This is a genomic window from uncultured Microbulbifer sp., assembly GCF_947498635.1.
Lineage (GTDB): Bacteria > Pseudomonadota > Gammaproteobacteria > Pseudomonadales > Cellvibrionaceae > Microbulbifer > Microbulbifer echini.
In genome coordinates, this window is the sequence record NZ_CANMKV010000052.1 from 1 (window position 1) to 24,195 (window position 24,195).

Genomic DNA, 24,195 nt, shown 5'->3' on the forward strand with positions numbered 1-24,195 from the left:
ACTTGGTGCATGATCTATCGTAGCCTTGACGGATAACTGAATACTACCAAATTGGCTCGGAATTATTCAGAGGTTCCTTAAGTAGCGCGTATCTCTCCCGAAGTATTTCCCTACTACATTTCTCTACTACTGAAGGCTGTTTTAATTGCAAGATTTATGAGATTACATTTTTTAATCTTTAAGGTTGAGTGTGATTAACTTTAGTGCTGGTGCCTGCTCCGTGCTTAAAGGTTCTATATATAATTTTTTGATGTTGCTATGTTTTTAGGGTGTTGAAAATATAAGATATTTTTTATTCGGGTTAATTATTTTTGTGTTTTGGTTTTTTTAAATGGCAGGAGTCTCTTAATTTTTGATGGTGGTTTGAGTGGGGTGTTTAATTGTTCCTGTTGAATTTGCTCAAGGTTTTCTGGGTTTTTAATTTTTTTCGTTTTTTTGTGTGAAAGTTTTCGTCTAAGCTTGTCTGTCTTTTAGGTTAATGGAAGAAAATCTATTTTTGATTTTACAAGTAGTATTTTTGTACCATTTTTAGCTTATTGATATCCTTTTTCAGTGTGTGGGAATAAAAATAAAAAAATAATTGGCGTATTTTTCTTGAAAGAGATCTATGCTCGTCGATAGAATTCGGCGTGTATTTTATTGTCGGGAACGCCGCAATAAACTGTCTTTAAAGGGATGATGGGTGTTTAAGGGAGGAAAGTCATATGTGTTGTTGTTTTTAGTGGCTGCTTTTGGGTTCTTTAAAGATAAAGAGCTTTCTATTTGCTGTTGTTTTTGAGGTTGAGGTTTTTATTTTTCGATCTTTTTAGATCTCTGTCGTTTGGTTTTTAACATGTTGACTTTTGTTCGTAACTTTTTTGTGCTGCAGGTTTTAAGTCTCAGTGCTATTGCTTATGGGTCTGCCTTGAGCGGGCCGGGCACAGATACTGATGGGAAATATTCCTTATCATATAGGTCTGTAGCGCCACTTGGGGTAATGGGTGTATATTTAAAGGAGTATAAAAATGGAACTTTTACTCGGAATGTTTCATTAGACTATGGGTTTTCCAGTTCAAACTCTACTAAATCTGTAACCGTTTCTTCTGCCGGTAAATACTTTTATGAGTATTGGCATGAACACTGTACTCCAGATATTATCTCCCCTGATGATTGGGAAGATAAAGTTACATCTTGCCCTGCTTCCCGATTCAATAGGGTTAAGTTAGGCACTCATACCGTTAACGTTATATTTCAACCAGCAGCGCCCTCCAGTATCAATTACGGCACTTTCGATAGTGATGGGGCTTACAAGGTTAGCTGGTCTTCCAGTACTGGTGCAGGCCGGTATGAGCTCTACCGTAGGGTAAATAGTGGCTCCTGGAGCAGGGTTTATAACGGTTCTGGAACTAGCTTTAATGAAAGTGGCCGCTCTAGTGGTAACTACCAATATCGTGTTCGAGCCTGTAACACCGCAAAGAATTTATGTGGTGCTTATAAGAACGGCGGAACCATAAAGGTAGAGCTGACTCCATCAACCCCAACCTCTATCACTGTTCCCAGTTATACCTCCTCTAGCAGCGTTAATATCAGCTGGGCTGCCAGCAGTGGGGCTACCCGTTATGAATTACAGCAGCGCAAGGATAATGGCAGCTGGTCAGGTGTTTATTCTGGTTCATCTACCAGTACAACGATTGCTTCCCTGAGCCATGGTAGTATTTACCGCTTTAGAGTACGGGCCTGTAATACCACTTGCTCAGGTTATCGAGAAAGTCAAAATATAGAAGTCTATTTCCGTCCTGGCGTACCAACACCTAAATTAAATACCACCACCAGCCTCGATGGTAAATATACTGTCAGCTGGAATACCAAGCAGTTTGCCACCAGTTATCAGTTGGTCGATGGCAGTGGCTCCACTCTGTACAATGGTTCTGGTTTAAGTAAGAGTTTCTCTGGTGTTAGCAATGGCTCTTATAGCTATAAGGTTCGCGCTTGTAATGCCAAGGGAACCTGCTCCAACTATTCCTCGTTAGTAACAGTTAAAGTCGACCGCGCTGTTGGAGTACCGGTAGCATCAGCTTCACCAACCAACAGCTGGGACGGCAAGGTCAAGCTTAGCTGGAGCGAAGTTAAAAAAGGCGGTCTCACCGTTGAATATCAAGTGGTAGACAGTGCAAATAAGCAGCTTTATCGCGGCACTGCACGCAGCTACCAGCTGAGTAACTTGCAAGACGGGCGCCACTGCTACCGGGTGCGTGCACTGACCTCAACAGATCAGTCCAACTATTCACCGGAAGCCTGCGCCACCGTAGCGTTGCTGAAGCCACCCGTAGCGCCTAGTTATATCACCGTACCTTCCTCTACTGGCGAAGCGTATACCGTAAGCTGGCCATCAGTTGCCGAAACTGATAGTTATCTGCTGCAGCAACGTATGAATAATGGCAGCTGGAAAACCGTGTATAACGGTGCTGGCAATAGCTATAAATACAATGCCTCTCCATTAGTATTCGGTACGCACGATTATCGTGTACAGGCCGTGAACAAAGCGGGCTCTTCCGACTTTAGTAATACCTTCACGGTAACGATGGAGCTGGATCCCACGGTACAGATTCGCAAGCAGCTGTACTACAACGAAGCCGATCAGGTACCTGCGGCCCAGGAAAATCCTGCCCAGGGTATTTTCTCCCAGGATAGAGCGGCCTTCCGCTACCTGGACCTGATGTATATCGTTGATACCAACACTAATATGGTGATCAACCCCTATGCCAGTGGTGAAGCCACGGTTGAATTTTCCAGCCTGTATGACACTGCAGAGCGCAACCGCGCTACAGATGTAGAAGCCTTTATTTTTGAGCAGCTGACTCACCATCCCAGCAATGAAAACCTGCAGCGTTTCACGCTGGATGTTTACTACGATCGCGCGGTAGCGGAGATGATCCTGGCTAATGAAGCCCTGGATAATGCCCGTATTAGCCGCCTGCGTAACGAAGCGGTAGAGGTCGAAGTTGGGCATATAGAAACTGCACACCAGTTGTTGAAGGATGCCCTGGAGCAGTACAACTCTTTGCTGATTTATGCACCGGAGTTTTTAGCCCAATGGGGTCCCTCCCGTGGTCAAATTAGTCCCCGCTACTACGATCCCAACGACCTGGCACAAAAAGATGTAACCCCGGCAGAATTACTGTTTACCGGTTACAAAGATGTCACCATGCTCTATCAATTGATGAGCAAGTTGGCTTCCACCAAGGTGCAACAGGCGCGTTTGGCCGTCGTAGCCGGACAGACCAATACCACCCTGCTGGCGCAGATGGTTGACGAGTTGATTACGCTGCGCAGTGAGCTGATTACTAAAGAGCAATCGCTGCGTGCGATCTTCCCGGATACCGATTTTACTCAGGTGCAGGGTTTCTCCGGCCTATCCGAAGCGGTGTATGCATGGCAGACCCATCTCAGTGATTTGGAAAACTCCGTGAGCTGGCTCACTGGTGAAACCAATATTCTTGGTTTGCCTGAAGATTCGGTACTGCTGGTACAGAATTATAAGATCAATGGCAATAATGTATTTGATTCTTTTAATGCGTTGAGTGATTACATTCGTCAAGACACTGGCCCTATAGCTAGAGCAAGAAATAGTTTGTCTTCTGCGAAAATAAGTTATGAGAGCTATCGCCATAGCGCCGATAAGTTGGCTACAGAGTATACCGATCGCCATCAAGAGTTGGGTAATTGGTTGTATAGTTTGCTTGGTGTGAGCTTTCCAGATGGCTGCTTCTCTGCAGATTGCGTAATTATTAGTGATAGCGCCCAAAAGGGCAGTGAGATCTCCCTCCAGGCGAATAATATCGACTTGGCTCAAATTGCGATGGATCGTAATTTGCAGCGTATGGAAGATCTGCTGAGTGCGATTGAAATCGAAATTGAACGCCGCGCTGAAGAAGAAGGCATTGTCGATGGAATGTCGAAGATCATTCTAGACTATGGTTCCAAGCAGGCTTCAATTACGCAGCAGATCGCCAAGATTCGCAAAAAAGCTGAGCAATCCCGAAAACGGAGTAGCTTATTTGGCGGTGTTGCAAGGGCCGTAACCTCGGGTAGTTGGCTAGCATTTGCACAGACACTGGCGCAAACGGCTGAATCTGTAGCCATACATAACCGAAATATAAAAACCATTAAAGAAACAGGAAAATTAGAGGCTGAAAGTGTCCGCGTGGCGGCGGAAGAGCGAGCTGCTCTTAATGACAGTACGAATAAATTACTGGATGTTGAGAGTAAGTCACGGGTGCGCACCATGTGGTTGGAGGCGAATACCATTTCTTTGGATATTGCCCAAGCTGAAGCCGCGCTGGAACAAGAAGTTGAGCGTCTGTCAGGGATGCTTGGGCAGGCACAGCGCATCGTAAATCAGATGTTTGTTGCCAATAGTAATCTATCTGAACGCTATTTTGCTGATCCAATTCATGCCAGTCGCTTGACTACTGACATGATTCGAGCTGAGCGAGATTTTGAAAATGCTCAACGTTGGTTGTTCTACACTGCTAATGCCTTGGAGTATAAGTGGCAAGAGCCCTTTGTTTCGGAGCGCCTTGAAATTAACAAGGGAAAACTCTTCCGTTTACGAAATGCAGAAGAGCTAAGTGATTTCCTGGGCGCGATGATTGATTTCGATCAGAAACGTAACTTCAGTGATGTTATTTTGGCTACCGATACCTTCTCATTGAAGGATGATGTCTTTGGATATGTTGATCTTTTATGGGGTGTCGAACAAACCTATCCACACCCGGATCCAGAAAAGCAAGATGGACCTCGCTTAAGTCCGCAGGAGGCTTTCCAGGAAAAACTGCGTTTGCTAAGAGTTAATGCCGGTGCAGAAGAGTGGATATCTGTAGTATTCAGTACTGTTAAGGAATTGCCTGGGAGTAATTTCTTCAGGGGGCCGCTTGTGGCTAATAATGGTGATTTAAGCTGTTTAGCATACGATGGAGATTATTTAGATAAAATTGAGACAATTAGTCTTAATGTTCCTTTGATATACAATGTAAGTGGCCAAACAGAGACAAGAGCTTTATTAACTTATGGCGGTATTAGTTTTATGAGGAATAAAACGCCAGGTACCCTCTTAGAAAATGAAGATGGTGTTGGTGTTGATGGTGAGTTTATTACTCATGCACCTATTTTCTGGAACTTTAATACGGAAGGTGTTTTTGATCCTCGAACTAGTCATCGGGTCCCGATGACTGCCAATCTAGATACTTTTAATAGTGGCGCTGGTTCCAATACTACAACTACTTCTGCATTTAAAGAACGCAGTGTAGCTGCCACTGGATGGCGTTTGTCAATTCAGTTAAAAGATAATTTTGGTCCGATGGTTGAAATCGATGCCATCAAAGATGTTGAAATGATCTTTAATCATCGTTTTAAGACAAGGGATAAAGCCGGCGCTACTTGCAGTGGTGACAATGGCGGTGGCCCGATTCTTTTATTACGTGAGCCCGTAGTCCACTAAATCTATATTTAGTTCTACTTAAAAATTAGAGCACCAATCTGGCAACCCAGCAGTAATTATGCTGCTGGGTTGTCGTTTTTGTTGGGTATTATTTTTATGGCAGCTCTCATGATTATGAGGTCTGCCCATAAAAACTATGAGTATTTAAGGTGTTTTTTGAGAGAACACTGATTTAAAAACAAGGATGCTTATGCTTCGCAATTTATTGCTCTCTTGCTGCATAGTGGTGTCATCTACGGCGGCTGTTGCCGCTGATGAACACACCGCTTTGCAGGCGCCCGTCCTCAATCTGCCAACAGGCCCAGGCAGTATTTCTGGTCTTGGTGAAGCTTTTATTCCTAATTTAAATACTGGCACCAGCTCGCGCCTAGTGAACTTGGCTGTGCCCCCTGGGCGTAATGGACTGGCTCCGGATGTATTATTGGAATACAACAGCGGGTTTGGTAACGGGCTATTGGGACTGGGGCATAAACTGGTCATCCCCTATATCCAGCGTCAAACTGACAAGGGCCTGCCTAATTATTCAGAGTGGGGCCAGATTGATCGGCAGGATAACGACCGCGATGGTCGCACCGATGAGTTTGATGAGTTTGATACGTTTATCAATCACCTGGGCGAAGAATTAGTTCTGGTGGAAGACGGTGTTTATCGCACCAAAAATGCCAGCGATTTTGCGCGCTACGAGCGTCTGTCGAAGGGTTGGCTGGTGACACAGTCCAACGGTCTGCGTTGGTATTTGGGGCAAGACTCTAATAGCCGAGTCAGTGGCAATAACGGCACATCGGTATTCTCCTGGTATCTAGAGGCGGTAGAAGATACCCAGGGCAATCGTATCGACTATCAATATCGCAAGTTGGATGATGGCGTTCAGATTTATCTGGACAGGATTCAATATAATACGAATGGCGATATGGCGGTGCAGTTTCACTATGAAGACCGCCCTGACGTCCTAACAAATTATAAAGCGGGTTTTGAGATTAAAACCGCTTATCGCTTGCAACGCGTGGAAACACAATTTTCCGGGCGCCACTTACGTAAATACGAATTTTCCTATCAGCCACTAACGGAATGGCAAAGCCTCTCTTTGTTACAGGAAGTCCATTCCAGTGCAGGCGAGGGCGAATCTACGGTAACCCTGCCACCAGTACGCTATGGCTACACCCACTACCAGCAGGATCAGGTGTTTATGTCACCGATGCCGGCTGCAAGCCAAGTGCCTCTGAATAACCCTGACGTATCCTTCCTGGATATTAATCGGGATGGCTTACCGGATGTTGTTAACACGGCACCGAATAAAGATGTCTATTGGCTTAATTTAGGTCCTGACGAAGATGGCCTGCCCCAATGGCAGAGTTATCGTGAAATGAATACTTTCACTACCAGCCGTATTTCCAGTAACTCGGTCACCTGGGCTGACATTGATGGTTCTGGTGAAGTGAACCTGCTGCAGTATAGCTCTGGTAGTACTCATTACTTCCATCTTGATGATAATCATAGCTGGCAGTACAGCGGTGCCATAAACGGGCTGTATATCCCCCTCGATAGTCCCAATGTGGATATGTTGGACATTAATAACGATAAGCGTGTTGATGTCTTTGCAACGATAACCAATAGCAGCGGTAAGGTTTTATCCCATGTTGTGCAGCTGAACCACCCCAACGGTTGGTCGCAGCCCATTCAATTACCGATGCCCACAGGCACCGCGGCTATGCGCCTGGGTGATCCCAATGTCTTTCTCCGCGATATGAACGGAGATGGTCTGCCTGATTTGGTTTGGGTTAGCAATGGCTATGCCGCTTACTATGCTAACCGTGGTTTGCAGGGGTTTGCCCCCGCAGTGGTGTTCGCCAATAGCCCCAACACATTGCACAACATAAAGAATGTGCGTGTTACTGATATCAATGCCGACGGCCGCGCTGACCTGGTATATCTGAATGGAACCCATGTATCCATCTGGCTGAACCAGGGCCTGAATACGAATCAGCATCAGCAGGCAAAGTTTAGCCAGCCACAATTGATTCAAGCCCAAGGGAATGTATCTGCCGAGGAAGTGCGCCTGGTCGATATCAATGGTAATGGCTCCACGGATATCGTCTGGTATAGCCCTGGCCGCGGTGCTAATACTTTTTATTTCGCAGAGCTATTCCCCAATGAGCAACCGAATCAGCTAAAAACGATCGACAATGGCCTGGGTGCATTGACGACCCTGGAGTACGGCTCTGTTGTCGAGGAGATGGTGAGAGACCGCGAGGGCAACAGCCCCTGGTCGCAGGGTATCCCTGTGGCAATGCAGGTACTTAAGCGCGTTGTTGTGGATGATGGCCGCGGTGGCGAACAGCAAACCACCGAGATGGATTACTGGGACGGCTTTTACGATGCTGCCGATAAAGAGTTCCAGGGCTTTGCCCACAGTGAAGAGCGCCGTGTGGGCGATGCCAGTACACCGACACTGGCAACCCGCTACGAATTCCATCTGGGCCAAAAAGCGGATGGTACCGAACAGGAAGCCCTACAAGGCAAGATCAAACAAATAGAAACCCGCGATGCCTTCGGCGGAATTTTCTCGCGCGAGGAAAACCAGTGGGAGCTGCGCCAACTGCTTTCCGGCTTTGCCGAGGAAAACCGCAAAGTCGAGTTTGCGGCTATGACCGAGCGCCAGCAACATATACTGGAGCGGGGCAGTGGTAGCCCAGTGACTCTTGCCTGGGAGTACGACTACGATAATTACGGCAATACCACTTATATTAAAGAGCTGGGCCGTACCGATGGCAACTGGCAGGACGAGCGTGTTACCCAATTGCGCTTCAGTGCGGAATCCGCCTCTGCACAGGGCCACTGGTTCCTGCACTTACCGCTAGAGCGCAAGGTTACCGACCTATCGGGCCGCGCTGTGGCCAAAGAGCAGTGGTTCTACGATGATGAAAGTTTCTCCGCTGGTAATTTAGGCGCGGTCTCCAAGGGCAACCTGACCCTGCGTCGACTCTGGCACGATGCTGAGAGTGCAGATGCCTACGTTGCTGCAGAGCGCCATGTCTACGACACCTTTGGTAACCGCATCCAAAGTTATGACCCCCTGTGGGGCTCCGAAGCGGGCCATCAAACCAAAGTCACTTACGACTCGCAATATCACACCTTCCCCACGGAAGTGAGTTTGCATACCGGTAGTCGCTGGCTCACCGCTCGTGCGGGTTACGACAAGGGTCTGGGTGTACTTACCGGCTACACCGACTTTAACGGACAACAGACTCAATATGACTACGACAGCCACGGGCGCCTCACCGCAGTGGCCGAAGCGGGGGACAGCCTGGAACTCCCCACGGTCGAGTACGATTATCAACTGGCGCAGATGGTGGATGGCCACCGCATCAGCTGGGTAGAGACACGCCAGCGTGAACAGAGTGGGGCCGGCGGTACGATCGACAGCCGCCGTTTTTACGACGGCCTGGGTCGTACCCTGATGGTGCGTAGTGAAGCCGAGCAGCCGGGACAAGTTGTGGTCAGCGATCACAGTAACTTTAATACGCGCGGCCAGGTAGTACAGACCGCGCTGCCTTACTTTGCCCAGGGTCTCGCCTACCGCGCCAATGATAAAGGTCAGCACCACCGACAATATCTTTACGATGCCCAAGGGCGAGCCCAGGAGATCTACCAGCCTTACACCGCGCAAAGTGGGGAAAGTGTTTTCAGCCGTATCACCTATCTGCCCATGGCGCAGGTGCTGGAAGATGAAGAGCAAACCCGCGCGAACAGCGTTCACAACGGCGCCGCCAAAAAACTGGTATTTGATGGCCTGCAAACGGGGCAGGGCGAATACCGCCTGAGACAAGTCGATGAAATTGTTGGAGCCAATACCCAGGGCGGTATCGGTGGTGCCACCTGGTCCACCTATTACGACTACGACCTCAATGGTAATTTTACCCGTCTGCAGGATGCGCAAAATAATGTGCGCACCATGCACTACGACGACCTGGGGCGCATGCGCTTCTTGGACGACCCCAACCGCGGACAGCGCTGGCAGTACTTTGACGATGCCGGCAACCTGCTGGCTACCCGCGATGCCCTGGGGCAGGAGCGGCACTATCGCTACGACGGCGCGAATCGTATTTTTGCCGAGTACCAGCTGGCACCGCAGGGAGAATCTCCCACCGGCGCAAACTGGCAACCGAGCTTGCAGCTGGGCTCTACTTCACCGGTAGTCAGCTATCAGTACGACCAGCGCGGCGAAGAGGGCGGTGCCTTCCTGCTTGGGCGCCTGGCCAAAGTGACCGACCAAGCCGGCTTCGAGCAATGGGGATATGACGCACGCGGCCGAGTGGTACAGCGCCAGCGCAAGATCATCGGCCCGCAAATTAATAGCCCCCTCTACACCACGCGCTTCGCCTATGACAGCGCCGGGCGTATGACACAGCAGTTCTACCCCGACAATAGCCGGGTGAACTTCGAATACAACACCCGCGGCCTGCTCGAGCGCATCCCAGGAGTGGTAGAGCGCCTGGACTATACCGCCAATGGGGTTTTGCAGCACCAAGGGCTGGCCAATGGTGTTGAAACTGATTGGGGCTTTGACGAGCGCCAGCGACTGGCTGGCTTGCGCACCCAGCGCAGCGGGGACGCCCTGCCACTGCAACAGTGGGATTACCGTTTTGATGCCGTCTCCAATGTACTCGGTATCGATGATAAACGCCCCAGCGACGCCCTCGCCGCAATGGTTGCTGAACTCGGCGCAACCAGTGCCCAGGCAGCCTCCCTGGCAAAAAATATTGTCTACAGCTACGACGATGTCTATCGCCTGACCGGCGTTGCCGACGATATCGAGCAGGTTTATTACAGCTACGACAAAATCGGCAACCTGCTGCAAGTGGGCCGCGCGAGCGTCGACCTGGCAGATATGGCTACCGCTGGAAATACCCAGATCACAGATCTGCGTTACGGCGGCAGCAGTGACAATAGCAACACTGACGCCTCCAACCGCAGCAGCCGTGGCAGCTTGCCCGGACCCCAAGCGTTGAGCTGGGCCGAAGGCCTGATTGAATACGATGACAACGGTAATCGTACGCAAGCCGATGACCAGACCTACCACTGGGACCACGATCAGCGCCTGACTTACGCCGGTAATCAGCAAGCCGCTGACCAGTACGGTTATGATTTTAAACACCAGCGCCGCTTTAAAATCACCGAACGTGCAGGCGGAGCTCGCAGTGTCACCCTGTATATTGACGGAGATAGTGAAGTACGTGATGGCAAATTACTGAAGTACATCAGTGTCGGCCAGAAACGTATTGCCCGCAGTGACCAGAGTGGAGAGGTGTTCGCGCCGACCGAGTACTATCTGCATACGCACATAAGTTCTACCGACCTGACTCTGGATATGGCTGGCAAGATCGTTAATGCCTTTACCTATAAGTCTTACGGCGAGCTGGAAAATGTCTTTGGTGATAGTACTGCGGCGCCTTACCGTTATGCGGGTAAAGAGTTGGATGAGTCCACGGGGCTAGGTTACTTCGAAAGACGCTATCTGCACTCTGCAATCGGTACATTTATTAGTCCGGACCCATTGCTAAACAATGCTAAGCGTTTTATCGACCCCCAGCGCTGGGGGCCTTATCGTTATGTTCGCAACAATCCTATAAGCTATGTGGATCCAGATGGTAGGAAGACCCTCTTTGCCATACAGCAGGATACTATGGTTGAAATGCTGGCAAATGACCAGATAACCGAGCAGGAATATAGAGAGGCAAGTAGGGCACACGGGCAGAATATTGACTTTATTCCTGTTATTGGAGATATAAAAGGAATTGCTGAAGCAGTAGCCGATCCTACGGCCACAAATATATTGGCTGCTGGCATTGGATTGGTGCCTATAGCTGGAGATTTGGCTGCACGTGCTTTAAAGATTTCAAAGACCGCAGGAAAACTTTGTTTTGTAGAAGGAACACTCGTCCATACACAAGATGGTTTGAAATCTATTGAAAAAATAAAAGTTGGGGATCTAGTTGCGTCGAAAGATGACTTTACAGGGGAAACAACTTGGAAGCCTGTCGTCGAATTATTCCGTAATTATGACAAAGAAATTCTGAATGTAATTTTGGTTGACGCAGAAGGAGAGGAAGAGTTATTTGGTGTTACGAGAGATCACCCATTCTGGGTTGAGGGTTTAGGATGGATAAAAGCTGAAGAGCTTCGAGAAGGTTATAAAATATCGAGTATTAATGGCAGTAGAATTAGCGTCAAGTCAGTCGTAGCTGGTGAGCAGCTGCATAATACTTATAACTTTGAGGTTGCTGATTACCATACCTATTTTGTCGGTGAGGTAGGGGCTTGGGTTCATAATGATTGTGGCCATATTCTAAGTAAAAAAGTACAGAAGGCTTTCAAGAAGGATCCTGAGTTAGAAAAAGCTTTTAAAAAATCTCTTGAAAAAGGTTTAGTTGGTGGTACTGGGCAAGAAGGGATAAAGAAATACAAGGGTGGGAAGTGGACCCATGAGGTAAAATTCTTATCGGGGAAGTATGGTGATGTAAGGGTCTATGGTAATAAGCAGAAGGATGGTACTTTTGAGTGGGTTAAGGTTGGGACGCACAAGAACAAATGATAAATTTTAAAGAGAAATTACTAAACGAAGCCGATTTGTATCAAGAGGCACATGATGCGCTTATGGATATTGCGAAAAGGCTTAATAATGAGGGTGTTGATAAATATAGGGAGATATTTAATGAATATGCTGTGTCTGAAGTTAAAACAGAATTGGCAAGGATTTCATATTCAAAAAATTTTGAGATCGAAGATTTATTCTACTTTGATCAGGTTTCAGATTTTCATATCTATGTGATGATTTATGTTTACGCGTTTGATGAAGATCATGATAAGGATATGTTGTGTTCTTATACGCTTATGTTTGATGAAAACCTTGAATCTATTGATGATTTTATAGGCTGACTAAGGAGCAGTTTTAAGGTTTGATTCGTTGAAAAGGGCCCCGGTAGATACGTCTTTCGGGGCTTTAATATTATCAATTGTTAGAGGTTTTTATTTTTTACGGGACTTGTTCTTTGGGGTTGGTTGCAATGGTTAAAACGTTCTTTTTTATTCTATGAAATTAAAATAATTTAATTTCCATATAGCCTTTTTATACATAATCTCTCGCGCTCATCAAACAAACGCTTCGTACATAGCGCAACCGCGACAAAAGTACCAAACCCCGTACCCGCAGCAATCGTAAACATAATCAAAATCTGATATTTCACCGCGATGGTAGGCGCTGTACCGGCAAGTATCTGCCCGGTCATCATACCGGGTAGAAAGACAATACCGGCTGCAGCCATCGAATTGATTGTTGGCATCAACCCCGCTCGCATGGCATCCCGGCGAAATTCGATGCTGGCTTGCCGCCAGGTTTCGCCCAGCATTAGGCGGTTTTCAATAATATCACTTGAACGTCGCATACTTTCTGTTAGTCGGTCCAGTCCCAAGGCAACGCCGGTCATGGTATTGCCCAGAAGCATCCCCAGTAGTGGAATAGAGTATTGCGGTTGGTACCAGGGCTGAGGACCGATTAGTACCACTAGACTCAGTATTGTGACGCTAAATGCGGAAACCAGCATGGATAAAGTGCCAATGGCAAAACTCCAGCCCCCGCGCAGGCGATATTTTTGCCGCGAGATGACTTGTTGCCCGGCAAACAGTAACATCGCCAGTCCTAACAGGCTGACCCAAAACAGGGTGCCTACGGCGAATAGCGCTTCCAGTATGACTCCGACAAGCGCCAGCTGTATCGCCGTGCGCACCGCCGCAATAATCAGCGATTTACCGAGCTGTAATCGTGCGATATGGGTACAAATTGCCAGGGCGACTACCAGTGCTGCTGCCAATGACAACTGCCACCAGGAAAGATCGATCACACTCATTGTGATATCTCCCGCTCCACAAGATGACTGCCCTGAATCTCAAAATGCCTGCTGGCTACGCGCTGGATCTGCTCTCTATTATGCGCCACCCAGATTACCGGGTATTGATGTTTTTTAATCTGTGCAAGTAGCCATTTTTCTACTTTATTAGTGGTATCCGTATCCAGATTAGCTGTGGGTTCATCCAGTAAAAGCGCACTGGGTTCATAGGACAGGGCGCGAATAAGCGACAAACGCTGCTTTTCCCCGGAGGAGAGCCGGCTCACCTGCCACCCTGTGGCCTCTGCGGGAAATCCGAATACCTTTATGGCTTCTTCCATCGGTTTATGAAAGTGTTCACCGACAGTCTCATACCACCAGGCACTCTGTGCCGGTACCAGCATGACTTGGCGACGCCACTGGTGGCCAGGTATTTTATTCTGTTCTTTGTCACCAAAAGATATCTCGCCACTATGGGGCTCTATATCTGCCACAGCTCTGAGCAGGCGGCTTTTACCGGAGCCGGAGGGGCCGGATAGGCAGATGACTTCTCCCGGCGGTACATCCAGCGCTATTTTTTCAAGAGAGCCGATACTCAGTGTTTCTAATTTTAGTTGAGGCATATTGAGGGTTACTTGCTAACTACTTTGCAGTTAATGGTTTTTGTTTTCTGCCTGCATTTTGAAGTGCTTATACATCTATCGTGTGAATTTGGAACTGTGGTTTTTACGGCTTGTTAGGTTAGCTGAGGATTAGACCCAATTCCTTCTTCTACTCCAGTTTCGCTATGCACCCTTTGAGTACTCTTCTGAGCACTCTTCGCTTCCCTTTGAACCTCCCGCCCCAGTCCGCCATAATCCGCCCCTTCCGAATCGAATAACGAGTGCTGTATGACCGACACCTCTATCTATGAGGCCACAGAGCGCCTGCCGTTAAAGGAGTATACCGAGAAGGCGTACCTGGATTACTCCATGTATGTAATCCTGGATCGTGCCCTGCCGAATATCGGAGACGGCCTGAAGCCGGTACAGCGGCGTATTGTGTACGCCATGAGCGAGCTGGGCCTGAAGAATACGGCTAAGTACAAGAAGTCTGCGCGTACGGTCGGCGATGTGATCGGTAAGTACCATCCCCATGGCGATAGTGCCGTGTATGAGGCGATGGTATTGATGGCACAGCCGTTCAGCTATCGCTATCCGCTGATCGACGGCCAGGGCAACTGGGGCTCGCCGGATGATCCCAAGTCTTTTGCCGCTATGCGTTACACCGAGTCGCGCATGGGTAAATATTCGGAAGTCCTGTTATCGGAACTCGGCCAGGGCACGGTGGATTGGCAGGGGAACTTCGATGGCACCATGGATGAGCCCTGTGTGCTGCCGGCACGGGTGCCCAACATCCTCCTGAACGGTACCACCGGTATCGCCGTGGGTATGGCCACAGATATCCCGCCGCACAATTTGCGCGAAGTGGTCAACGCTACCGTAGCCCTGCTGGAAAACCCCAAGGCCACTGTCGAAGACCTGTGTGAGCATATTCTCGCGCCAGATATGCCCACTGAGGCAGAAATTATTACGCCGCGGGAGGATATTCGTAAGATCTACACCACCGGCCGTGGCTCTATCAAGATGCGTGCCCTGTGGAATAAGGAAGACGGCGATATTGTCATCACCGCGCTGCCCCACCAGGTGAGTGGCGCCAAAATATTGGAGCAGATTGCCCAGCAGATGCAGGCGAAGAAGCTGCCAATGATCACCGACCTGCGCGATGAGTCGGATCACGAAAACCCTACGCGCTTGGTGATTGTGCCCAAGTCCAATCGGGTGGAATTGGAGGCGGTGATGAACCACCTGTTCGCCACCACCGATCTGGAGCGCAATTACCGCGTCAATATGAATATGATCGGTATTGATGGGCGCCCCCAGGTGAAGTCCCTCGACAAGATCCTGCGCGAGTGGCTGACGTTCCGCGCCACTACCACCCGCCGCCGTTTACAGTTCCGCCTGGATAAGGTTGAGAAGCGCCTGCACGTACTGGCGGGCCAGTTGATTGCCTTCCTCAATATCGATGAAGTGATCGAGATTATCCGCACCTACGACGAGCCCAAACAGGCGTTGATGGATCGCTTTGAGCTCACCGAGATCCAGGCGGACCATATCCTCGATACCAAGTTGCGCCAGTTGGCGCGCCTGGAGGAAATGAAGATACGCGGCGAGCAGGCGGAGCTGGAGAAAGAGCGCGATACCCTGACCAAAACCCTGGACAGCGAGCGCCGCCTGAAGACCCTGATCAAGAAAGAATTGTTGGCTGCGGCCAAGGAGTTCGGCGACGAGCGCCGCTCGCCCATTGTCGTGCGTGAAGAGTCCAAGGCGTTTAGCGAGGCGGAATTGCTGTCCTCAGACCCAATCACGGTTGTTGTCTCTGAGAAGGGCTGGATTCGCTCGGCCAAGGGCCATGAAATTGATGCCGCAGCGCTCAGTTACAAGGCGGGTGATAGCCTCGGCCTCGCCGCGCGGGGCAAGAGTAATCAGCCGGCTCTGCTGTTGGACAGCACCGGCCGCAGTTACTCGATTCCCACCCATACACTGCCCTCGGCGCGGGGGCAGGGCGAGCCCTTGAGTGGCCGTATTAATCCACCTTCCGGGGCCAGCTTCGAGGGGCTGTTGATGGGCCCCGATGACCAGCGGATCCTGTTGGCTTCCGATGCGGGCTATGGCTTTATCACTAAGCTCTCGGACTTACAGTCGCGCAATAAGGCCGGCAAGGCCATGTTGACGCTGCCCAAAGGCGCCAAGGTGCTGCCACCCCAGGTATTGGAGAGCCCGGAGGGGGCGTTGCTGGCGGCAGTAACCTCGGAGGGGCGTATGTTGGTATTCCCGGTCACAGAATTGCCGGAGCTGTCGAAAGGCAAGGGCAACAAGATCATCAATATTACCGCCGCGCGCGCGGCAAGCCGTGAGGAATTTGTGGTGGGCATCGCCGTGTTGGAGGGCCGGAACCAATTGGTCGTTCACGCCGGCAAGCGCCACACCAAGATCAAGATCTCGGAAATGGAATACTACCGCGGTGAGCGCGGCCGACGCGGCAACAAGCTGCCACGGGGCTTCCAGAAGGTCGACAAGATCGAAGTCCTGGAAAAATAAAGGCTTGCAAAGCGGCAGAAAAAAGCGGTCACTGCGACCGCTTTTTTATTGCCATTTTTTTGTATTACTAAGCGGTACATTGATGAAATAATAAGCAGGCTTATAATGAGCGCCCTCAAAAAAAGGGAGTGACTATGTCAGGGACGGACGAGTCTGGGAATGACCCGGCAACTGAGATGGGCTTTGCGCTGCACAGCGCGGCGCGCCTGCTGCGGCGCAACTTTGATCGCCGCGCCAGGGATCACGGCCTCAGCGATGCCCGCTGGCAGGTGCTCTGGCACCTGACGCGCGCGCAGGGGCTGAAACAAACTGCGCTGGCGGGGCGCCTGGAGATGGCACCGATTAGTCTGGCGCGACTGCTGGACAAATTGCAGCGTGAAGGGCTGGTGGAGCGTCGACCCGACCCGCAGGACCGGCGCTGCTTCCGAATTTATCCGACCGGCCAGGCGGAATCCGCCATGGCGCTGCTGGGCGGGCTGGCCGAAGAAACCCGCAGCCATGCCCTGGATGGCTTTAGTGCGGCGGAAATAGGACAACTGCAGGCGCTGCTTGGGCGGCTGCGCAAGAACCTGATAGGCGAAGAGATTGAATGTGACTGATAAGCTGCACCTGAAGCTAAAGCCAAGCGCAATGCGTAAGCTGGGGGGCGTCCTGGGCCTGGCGCTTGTCGCGCTGGCGGCCGGCTGGAGCCTGTATGACGGTGGCGATATCGTCGAGACCCAGAATGCCTATGTAAAGGCCGACAAGGTGTCCCTGGCGCCCGAAGTCAACGGTGTGGTCACCAAAGTGTTGGTGAGCGCCAATGAGCCCGTTTATAAGGGCCAGCTGTTGATTCAGATTGACCGCACCGCCTATGAACTGGCGGTGACCGAGGCCGAGGCGCGCCTGGCTCAGGTGCGCAATGACTTATTGGCGCGCCGCGCCGAATACGCCGAGGCGGATGCCGCCCTGCAGCAGGCGCGCAAAGATGCCGACTTTTACCGGCGCCAGCTGGAGCGCAACGAAAAGCTGGGCAAGGTGGCTTTCTCCGAGGCGGAGCTGGACAGCGCGCGCCAGCAGTTGGACCGGGCGCGGGCGCAGATCACCATCACTGCGGAGAAACTCTCAAGCTTGCGCGCCGAACTGGGGGGAGACCCCAGTGTGGCCCTGGAGGAGCAAGCCGACCTCAAGGTGGCCCAGGCGCAACTGGACAAGGCCAGTTACCAACTGTCGCGCACCCGTATTATCGCGCCTATGGATGGGGTGATTGCCAATACCCTGCCGCAGGTGGGTGAAATGGCCACCACAGGCCAGAGTCTGCTCTATATGGTGGGCACCAGTGGTTTGTGGGTGGAGGCCAACCTGAAGGAAACCGAATTGGCCAGGGTGCGTACCGGACAGCAGGCCGAGGTGACTCTGGATGCCTATCCGGACTTCGAATGGCAGGCCCAGGTGGACAGCATGAGCCCGGCCAGCGGCAATGAGTTTTCACAAACGCCACCACAAAATTCCAGTGGTGAATGGCACAAGGTGGTGCAGCGGGTGCCGGTGCGCCTGCGTCTCTACCCCCTTAAGGATGCACCGCCCCTGCGCGCGGGTATGAGCGCCCAGGTGCGTATTAATACCAGTGAAGATGCCAAAGTGGTTTCTGCACGAGCTTCCATTGATAAGAAAGGCAGGGTTGTCCTTTAGGCCCTGCTTGTATAGGCATCTTTTAATATCCCGCCAAAAGCCCGCTATTGACTTACTGAGTTGATTATGGGCTTTTCCCAAATTTCCCCCATTCTCCAACCCTCTACTATCGCCGCTGAATTTCCTGAATCTTTGAGTGCAGAGCTGCCAAGCCGAGTTAATAACGAAGCGATTTGACAGTCAAAGGCGAAAATATTTGAAATACAAATTGGCTGCCGTCAAATGATCAGTCTTTTGCCAAAGAAAAATTGTTGGCCTTGCTCTGTGGCAAAGCTGTGCTCTTTGTCTAATTTAGAAGTGCATTTTTTATTTTAACTTGGCACACAGATTGAGTGAGGAAGTGACATGACCTGGAGCAAACCGGTAGTTATTGAAATTGAATGCGGTATGGAAATTAGTATGTATGGCCCATCGGGAGATGATGAGCGCGACGGAGAACTTTTTTGAACCGATCATTGCAGGTTGTGGTACTCGGCGCCGGAGCTGGGGGCGGTTTACCCCAGTGGAACTGCGGGTGTTGTAACTGCTCCGACGCGCGGAGAGGCATTATTCCAGCGATGACCCAGTCATCGATCGCTGTTTCTGCCGATGGTAAACACTGGGTGATTCTGAACGCCTCGCCGGATATTCGCACCCAATTGCAAGCGTGTGTAGACATGCACCCAGAATCGCTTCGGGGCACGCCAGTTAGTGCGGTTTTTCTCACTAATGGGGATATTGACCATATTGCCGGCTTACTCACCTTGCGTGAAAAAAGTGGGTTCCGGGTTTTAGGGACGGAACAGACTCTGGGGATTTTACGGGAAAATACGATTTTTAAAGTGTTGGATGCTGAGCAGGTTGAGTTTCTCCCGTTATCCCTGGATCAGCTTTTTGAACCCGTGCCCGGACTCCTTATTGAGCCTTTTGCCGTGCCTGGAAAAGTGCCCTTGTACCAGGAAACGGATGACCTCAGGCTCAATGCCATGGGAGAGCAGACTGTGGGCCTGCGCATCGGTGCGGGTGATTCGGTGCTTTACTATATCCCAGGTTGTGCAGAGATACCGGATTGGTTAATCGAGCGGGTGTCCGATGGCGATATGATTTTGTTTGATGGCACCGTTTGGAAAAACGATGAGATGCGCGCTACGGGCACTGGAACTAAAAGTGGCGCCAGAATGGGACACATCGCCATGGCGGGTCCACAAGGTAGCCTGTCTCGTTTTAAGGCATTACGTGACTGCCAAAAAATTTATATTCATATCAATAACACGAATCCTGTTTTGCAACCGAAGGCGCCTGAGCGGGCACTGGTTGAGAGTGAAGGGTGGGCTATTGCTCAGGATGGCATGAGGTTTCAGTTATGAGTGAGGCTGTCAGTGAGCGCACTTGTTTAGAAACCCGTCTGCGCCAAATAGGTCGAGAGCGTTATCACGATAAACACCCTTTCCATCAAATGCTCCACTCCGGTGGCTGCACTATGGATCAGGTCCGTGCCTGGGTAATAAATCGTTATTACTACCAGAGTCGTATCCCGATGAAAGATGCTGCATTTCTCTCCCGGGTCGACGACCCCATGCTGCGGCGGGCGTGGCGCTCCCGTATTGGGGATCACGACGGAACGGCAGAGCAGGAGGGGGGGATTGTCCGCTGGTTAAAACTGGCTGAGGCTGTGGGGCTGGACCCCGCCTATGTCGCTTCAACCCGGGGAGTGATACCTGCAGTTCGCTTCGCTGTTGATGCCTATGTGCGCTATGTGCGCGAGCAATCGCTACTCCAGGCGATCGCCTCTTCATTAACAGAACTGTTTGCCCCAAGTATTCACAAGCAGCGCATAGCTGGACTGTTGGAGCACTACGCCTTCGCTACACCGGCAGCAATCGACTACTTTCGCCATCGCCTTGAAGAGGCGCCTCGGGACGTGGCCTTTGCGTTGCAGTGGGTGTTGGAGCATGCAAATACGCCCGCTGAACAAGATGCCGCAATAGCTGCGCTGGTTTTTAAAATGGATGTGCTTTGGGCCCAGCTGGATGCAATTTGGGGCGGGTATATTGATCCGGGCCATATTCCTCCGGGGGCCTGGCAACCCGGTGAGGGGGTTATTTTATGAGAGAGATTGATATACCGCTGCTACCCCGCGGAGTGCGTTTATATTTTGATAAGGTCCGGAATAGCAATGTCTTACTGGGACCGGAGCGCACTCTTGTATTGGATGAAATATCCAATGCAATACTGGGTGAAGTTGATGGCAGCAACTCGCTGGAGACTATCTCCGGCAAATTGTCTGAGCACTATGGAGCACCGCAAGATACGGTTCAACGAGATGTGCAGGAATTTCTGCAGGGTTTACTAGAGAAGCGATTAGTGGATCTGGTTGATGTTGAATAACATCAACATTTTACCCCCTATTGCGATGCTGGCCGAGCTAACTCACCGTTGCCCTCTTGCCTGTCCATATTGTTCCAATCCTATGGAATTGATTCAAAAGAACCGGGAATTAAATACAAGTACCTGGTTGGATGTATTTCGGCAGGCGGCGGCAATGGGTGTGTTGCAGGTGCATCTATCCGGCGGAGAGCCCGCTTCTCGGCAGGACTTGGCTGAGTTGGTCGCTGGCGCGCGGCAAGCCGGCCTCTACGTCAATTTGATTACCTCTGGTATCGGCCTCAACCGAGAGCGTTTGATAGCTCTGGATGTCGCGGGAGTTGATCATATTCAATTATCCCTGCAGGGGGTTAACTCGCAGGTGTCAGATTGGGTCAGTGGGTATCAAGGTAGTTTTCAGCATAAATTATCTATTGCCGGAGATATTCGCAAAATCGGTATCCCTTTAACTGTGAATGCGGTAATGCATAGGCACAACTTGGATGACTTAGAGGAAACTCTGCAGATGGCATACCGGCTGGGTGCACGCCGGGTTGAAGTGGCTTGTGTGCAATTCCAAGGTTGGGCACTGCGAAATCGAGCGATGTTGCAGCCAACACGCGATCAGGTGGATCGAGCTAAGCGTATTCTTGCCGGTGCGATTGAGCGGTTTCGGGGGGAAATGGTTATTGATTTTGTGCCGCCGGATTACTACGCGGATTTTCCCAAGGCATGTATGGGCGGCTGGGGGTCGACAGGATTGAATGTCACTCCAGATGGCACTCTGCTGCCTTGCCATGGAGCGAATATTATACCCGGAATGGAATTTGATAATGTTCGGCAAACCCGGCTCGCAGACAGCTGGTATCGTGGCTTGGCCTTTAATGCATTTAGAGGTGGTGATTGGCTGCCGGAACTTTGCAAAAACTGTGATCGCAAGAATATTGATTTTGGTGGGTGTCGATGCCAGGCAATGGCGATTGCGGGAGATGCCAGCGCAGCAGACCCTGTATGCAAAAAATCACCGCACCGGGAAAAAGTGGATTTGTTACTGGAAACAGAGGCAAAGTGCGAGCCGGCGCAGACATTTCGCTATCGTAGGATAAGAACTAAAAATCTTTGCGATTAACGGCTTTGCCAAAGAAAAATGTACCATTGAATCGCTGGTGATTTATGGTCAAAAAGCTGCAGAGACTGAAAAGTTGATGCTGATAAAAAAGGCCCCGTCCCGGAGCCTTTTTTGATAGGAATCTCAGGTTTACTGTGCGCGCTGCCAGGTTTGGGTGCGGTACAGGAAGCCGAGATAGCCGCGCACTTTCAGGGTATTGTCACCTTCTAGCCAGAATTTACAGTCATAGACCTTGCCTTTCACCGGGTCCATAATTTCCCCGCCTTCGTATTTCTTGCCCTTTTTCACCATATCGGTGATCACGTCCATACCCACGAGCGGTTTGCCTTTTAAATCGCCAGGACAGTTATCGCAGATAGTGTCGTTGGGTTTCATCAGCAGCTGGTCGATCTTGCCGAAATACTTGCCGTCTTTCTCGTAGATTTCGACGATGGACTTGGGCTGCCCAGTTTCATCATCAATGGTGCGCCACTTGCCTACAACATCTGCGGCACTGGCCTGCAGGGCGAACATCAGGCCGAAAGCGGCCAGGAGCAGGTTTCTGATCATCTGTAGGTTTTCCTCTATTCAGTGGGTGACTCAGATCTTACAGCAAGTCATCTGCAGCGGCACCGGATAAGTCGCCATCGGATAAAAAATTAACCGCATATAGCGCGCAGTTGGCCGCAAATGTCTGCAATTTATGCGTAGTTTGTACCAATTGTCCTGCCAAGGGTGCTCAGCAAAAAGATTTACTAGGGTATAGCGACTATGAGTGAGGAATGAAAAAAATCAATCGCTTTTTTGACTTTAGGGAAGGGCAGCTGGATGTCCGGGTGCAGATGAGAGATCAAGAGGTTGAGTAGGTGGAGCCGATTGAATGACTTTGCTGACGCAACCCTACTGCAGCAACCATCTGCGAGTCCGGGGCAGTGTCATTGTGGCAAAGCTGGATTTCCTACTGGATCAGCTTGTCACTGGGATTCCCCTGGCTTTAACGGCGGGAGCCTAAACCAGGTAATGGTTTTAGATACGGTGGCGCTATTGCCTAAGGAGGCATAGCAAGTTTTGTAAACCAAGGGCCTCAAGAGATGGGGCATTGAACCCTCTCTCAATACCAGAAAATAATGTATGATTACACGACATCAATTAGTAGTTTAAGGCTAGTCCTAACTAATACCGCTATACAAGAGGCTCAGGGGCAGCCTGTAGCAGTTGCGACAAATAACCGGGCAAAATTCTAAGCCGTTCCCGCCGACCAATGTGAATATATGGTCGAATTTCACGGATGTCCGCAACGCGGCACCGTTGAGCTGAAACAAGCCACTGCTCCTTTTACCGCTCTAGGGCCCAGCAGGAAAGAGTTTAGAAGAATCAGCCAGTTCTATGGCGGAGCGTCAGGCGAGTATGGATGATTTTGATTTAAGAGATTTTATGGAGGAAATCTAGTGAGAACACCTAGCATGGATGTCACTCCCAATATACCGGCGCAGCAGCCGACGAGGCATTTATCGAGGAGACTACGCCTCCTGCGTTCTGTTAACCATTACCAAACATTTCAATCCGAAGCTGGCTTAAGTTGTTGCTGGAACGAATATGGATAGAAACCTGATGGCGAAGGTTTAACTCTGCTGGGATTGTACCGCTCCAGAGCTAGCCTACGCCAGGTTCGCGGGAGTATGGATAAACATAAATTAGAGGATAAAAGTCTATGAGCAGAAGTAAAGACAAGAAGGCTGAAGAGCTAGTCGAGAGAGCTATAGCATCCTTAAACATCGAAGGAATACGAGTTCCAGAGGAAGAGAAAGAAATTCTCCGTAAGATAGCCAACGGTGAATTAGATGCTGATGAAGTAGCCGATGAAATAGTGAGAAAAGCTCTGAAAGATTCAAAAACCGGAAAGTCGTAATTCTCTTATAAAAATTGTTTTTGGTGAATTATTCTCAGAGCTTAAAGAGGAGAAATATCTCCTTAACTACGATAGAGATACATTTTGCAAAAGGGCGGGTTATTATTTTGCCGCTATTAACACTATACACCCTTTCCGGGAAGGTAATGGTAGAACTCAGCGTGTTCTAATCGATCAGCTTGTAGCTAAAAGTGGGTATGCTATCAATTGGTCGGCTATAAGCGGTTTTTCGATTGCTGAAGCCTCGGCTGCAGCATTAGCTGGGGATAAAGCGGGGAATGGCCTTGCTAAACTGGTAAAGAATAACTTGAAAGCGCTGTGATGTACGTTCGTATCACTTTCTGAAGTGCGAACTATGAAACAGGAAAAAAGTACTTCCAATAAATGATAGAAAAAGACTATGGATGCTCTAAAAAACAGGCTTGTCGCCAAGCATTTTGCTTCACTCGCAAGCGCTAGCTGATTTAAGTCGAAACTCAAGTTTTCATACAGGCCTCCCGCTGTTTTCCTTGCCTGATATCCGAGCCTTTCGGAATTCAGGCACATTGATCCTACCCACCAAAGACGGACACTCTCTTAAGCGATAAACTACGCAGCAGAGGTGCTCTATGACAAGATCAAGTAAACCAACCAAAACCACTCGTAAACAATACTCAGAGGAA

Annotated in this window: 17 protein-coding genes; 14 read left to right on the top strand and 3 right to left on the bottom strand. The window is 50.0% G+C overall.

Translation table 11 applies throughout. The features are described from left to right. Positions 1–976: 976 nt before the first annotated feature. From Q1A69_RS18155 to Q1A69_RS18165, 3 genes are all read left to right on the top strand, one after another. Positions 977–5,479 carry a fibronectin type III domain-containing protein gene (locus Q1A69_RS18155; protein WP_299588702.1) on the top strand — a complete coding sequence of 1,501 codons (4,503 nt, stop codon included), beginning with the start codon at positions 977–979 and terminating at the stop codon, positions 5,477–5,479. A 190-nt stretch (positions 5,480–5,669) separates the two neighbouring features. Further along, positions 5,670–12,071, top strand: coding sequence for a toxin TcdB middle/N-terminal domain-containing protein (locus tag Q1A69_RS18160; protein ID WP_299588706.1), 6,402 nt, complete (start codon positions 5,670–5,672; stop codon positions 12,069–12,071). Further along, a complete protein-coding gene (locus Q1A69_RS18165) occupies positions 12,068–12,415 on the top strand; it encodes a hypothetical protein (protein ID WP_299588709.1) in 348 nt (115 codons plus the stop codon). The genes Q1A69_RS18160 and Q1A69_RS18165 overlap by 4 nt, the downstream gene beginning before the upstream one ends. Positions 12,416–12,585: 170 nt before the next feature. Here Q1A69_RS18165 and fetB read toward each other — a convergent pair whose 3' ends face one another. Together fetB and Q1A69_RS18175 are read right to left on the bottom strand one after the other, a co-directional pair. Beyond that, the gene (gene fetB / locus Q1A69_RS18170; RefSeq protein WP_299588711.1) at positions 12,586–13,383 is read right to left on the bottom strand and encodes an iron export ABC transporter permease subunit FetB; all 798 of its coding nucleotides are present in this window, start codon (positions 13,381–13,383) and stop codon (positions 12,586–12,588) included. After that, a complete protein-coding gene (locus Q1A69_RS18175; RefSeq protein WP_299588714.1) occupies positions 13,380–13,985 on the bottom strand; it encodes an ATP-binding cassette domain-containing protein in 606 nt (201 codons plus the stop codon). Before Q1A69_RS18175 ends, fetB begins: the two co-directional genes overlap by 4 nt. A 267-nt stretch (positions 13,986–14,252) precedes the next feature. On the opposite strand from Q1A69_RS18175, the gene parC reads away from it, so the two are divergent. The 8 genes from parC (at position 14,253) to pqqE (ending at position 21,645) form a co-directional block, all read left to right on the top strand. Continuing rightward, positions 14,253–16,502, top strand: coding sequence for a DNA topoisomerase IV subunit A (gene parC / locus Q1A69_RS18180; protein WP_299588717.1), 2,250 nt, complete (start codon positions 14,253–14,255; stop codon positions 16,500–16,502). A 134-nt stretch (positions 16,503–16,636) separates the two neighbouring features. Beyond that, positions 16,637–17,101 (top strand): MarR family transcriptional regulator, encoded by a 465-nt coding sequence (locus tag Q1A69_RS18185; protein ID WP_299588720.1) that lies wholly within the window; start codon positions 16,637–16,639, stop codon positions 17,099–17,101. Next, positions 17,094–18,173: an HlyD family secretion protein gene (locus Q1A69_RS18190; RefSeq protein WP_299588722.1), complete on the top strand. Its 1,080-nt coding sequence runs from the start codon at positions 17,094–17,096 to the stop codon at positions 18,171–18,173. Before Q1A69_RS18185 ends, Q1A69_RS18190 begins: the two co-directional genes overlap by 8 nt. Positions 18,174–18,518: 345 nt before the next feature. After that, positions 18,519–18,620: a pyrroloquinoline quinone precursor peptide PqqA gene (gene pqqA, locus Q1A69_RS18195; RefSeq protein ID WP_299588726.1), complete on the top strand. Its 102-nt coding sequence runs from the start codon at positions 18,519–18,521 to the stop codon at positions 18,618–18,620. Next, positions 18,617–19,519, top strand: a complete 903-nt coding sequence (pqqB, locus tag Q1A69_RS18200) for a pyrroloquinoline quinone biosynthesis protein PqqB (RefSeq protein WP_299588729.1) — start codon at positions 18,617–18,619, stop codon at positions 19,517–19,519. The genes pqqA and pqqB overlap by 4 nt, the downstream gene beginning before the upstream one ends. Beyond that, positions 19,516–20,262 (top strand): pyrroloquinoline-quinone synthase PqqC, encoded by a 747-nt coding sequence (gene pqqC / locus Q1A69_RS18205; RefSeq protein WP_299588733.1) that lies wholly within the window; start codon positions 19,516–19,518, stop codon positions 20,260–20,262. Before pqqB ends, pqqC begins: the two co-directional genes overlap by 4 nt. After that, positions 20,259–20,540, top strand: coding sequence for a pyrroloquinoline quinone biosynthesis peptide chaperone PqqD (gene pqqD / locus Q1A69_RS18210; RefSeq protein WP_299588735.1), 282 nt, complete (start codon positions 20,259–20,261; stop codon positions 20,538–20,540). The genes pqqC and pqqD overlap by 4 nt, the downstream gene beginning before the upstream one ends. After that, positions 20,530–21,645: a pyrroloquinoline quinone biosynthesis protein PqqE gene (gene pqqE / locus Q1A69_RS18215; RefSeq protein ID WP_299588738.1), complete on the top strand. Its 1,116-nt coding sequence runs from the start codon at positions 20,530–20,532 to the stop codon at positions 21,643–21,645. The genes pqqD and pqqE overlap by 11 nt, the downstream gene beginning before the upstream one ends. Positions 21,646–21,774: 129 nt before the next feature. Here pqqE and Q1A69_RS18220 read toward each other — a convergent pair whose 3' ends face one another. Then, entirely contained in the window at positions 21,775–22,194 is a 420-nt protein-coding gene (locus Q1A69_RS18220; protein ID WP_299588741.1) for a DUF2147 domain-containing protein, read from the bottom strand. A gap of 310 nt (positions 22,195–22,504) precedes the next feature. Here Q1A69_RS18220 and Q1A69_RS18225 point away from each other — a divergent pair, with 310 nt between their 5' ends. From Q1A69_RS18225 to Q1A69_RS20450, 3 genes are all read left to right on the top strand, one after another. Beyond that, positions 22,505–22,636 (top strand): hypothetical protein, encoded by a 132-nt coding sequence (locus tag Q1A69_RS18225; protein ID WP_299588744.1) that lies wholly within the window; start codon positions 22,505–22,507, stop codon positions 22,634–22,636. Between the two features lie 699 nt (positions 22,637–23,335). Next, complete coding sequence (locus tag Q1A69_RS18230; protein ID WP_299588748.1) at positions 23,336–23,533, top strand: antitoxin VbhA family protein; 198 nt, start codon at positions 23,336–23,338, stop codon at positions 23,531–23,533. 13 nt (positions 23,534–23,546) lie between these two features. Beyond that, entirely contained in the window at positions 23,547–23,855 is a 309-nt protein-coding gene (locus Q1A69_RS20450; protein WP_366525611.1) for a Fic family protein, read from the top strand. The last annotated feature ends 340 nt before the right edge of the window (positions 23,856–24,195 follow it).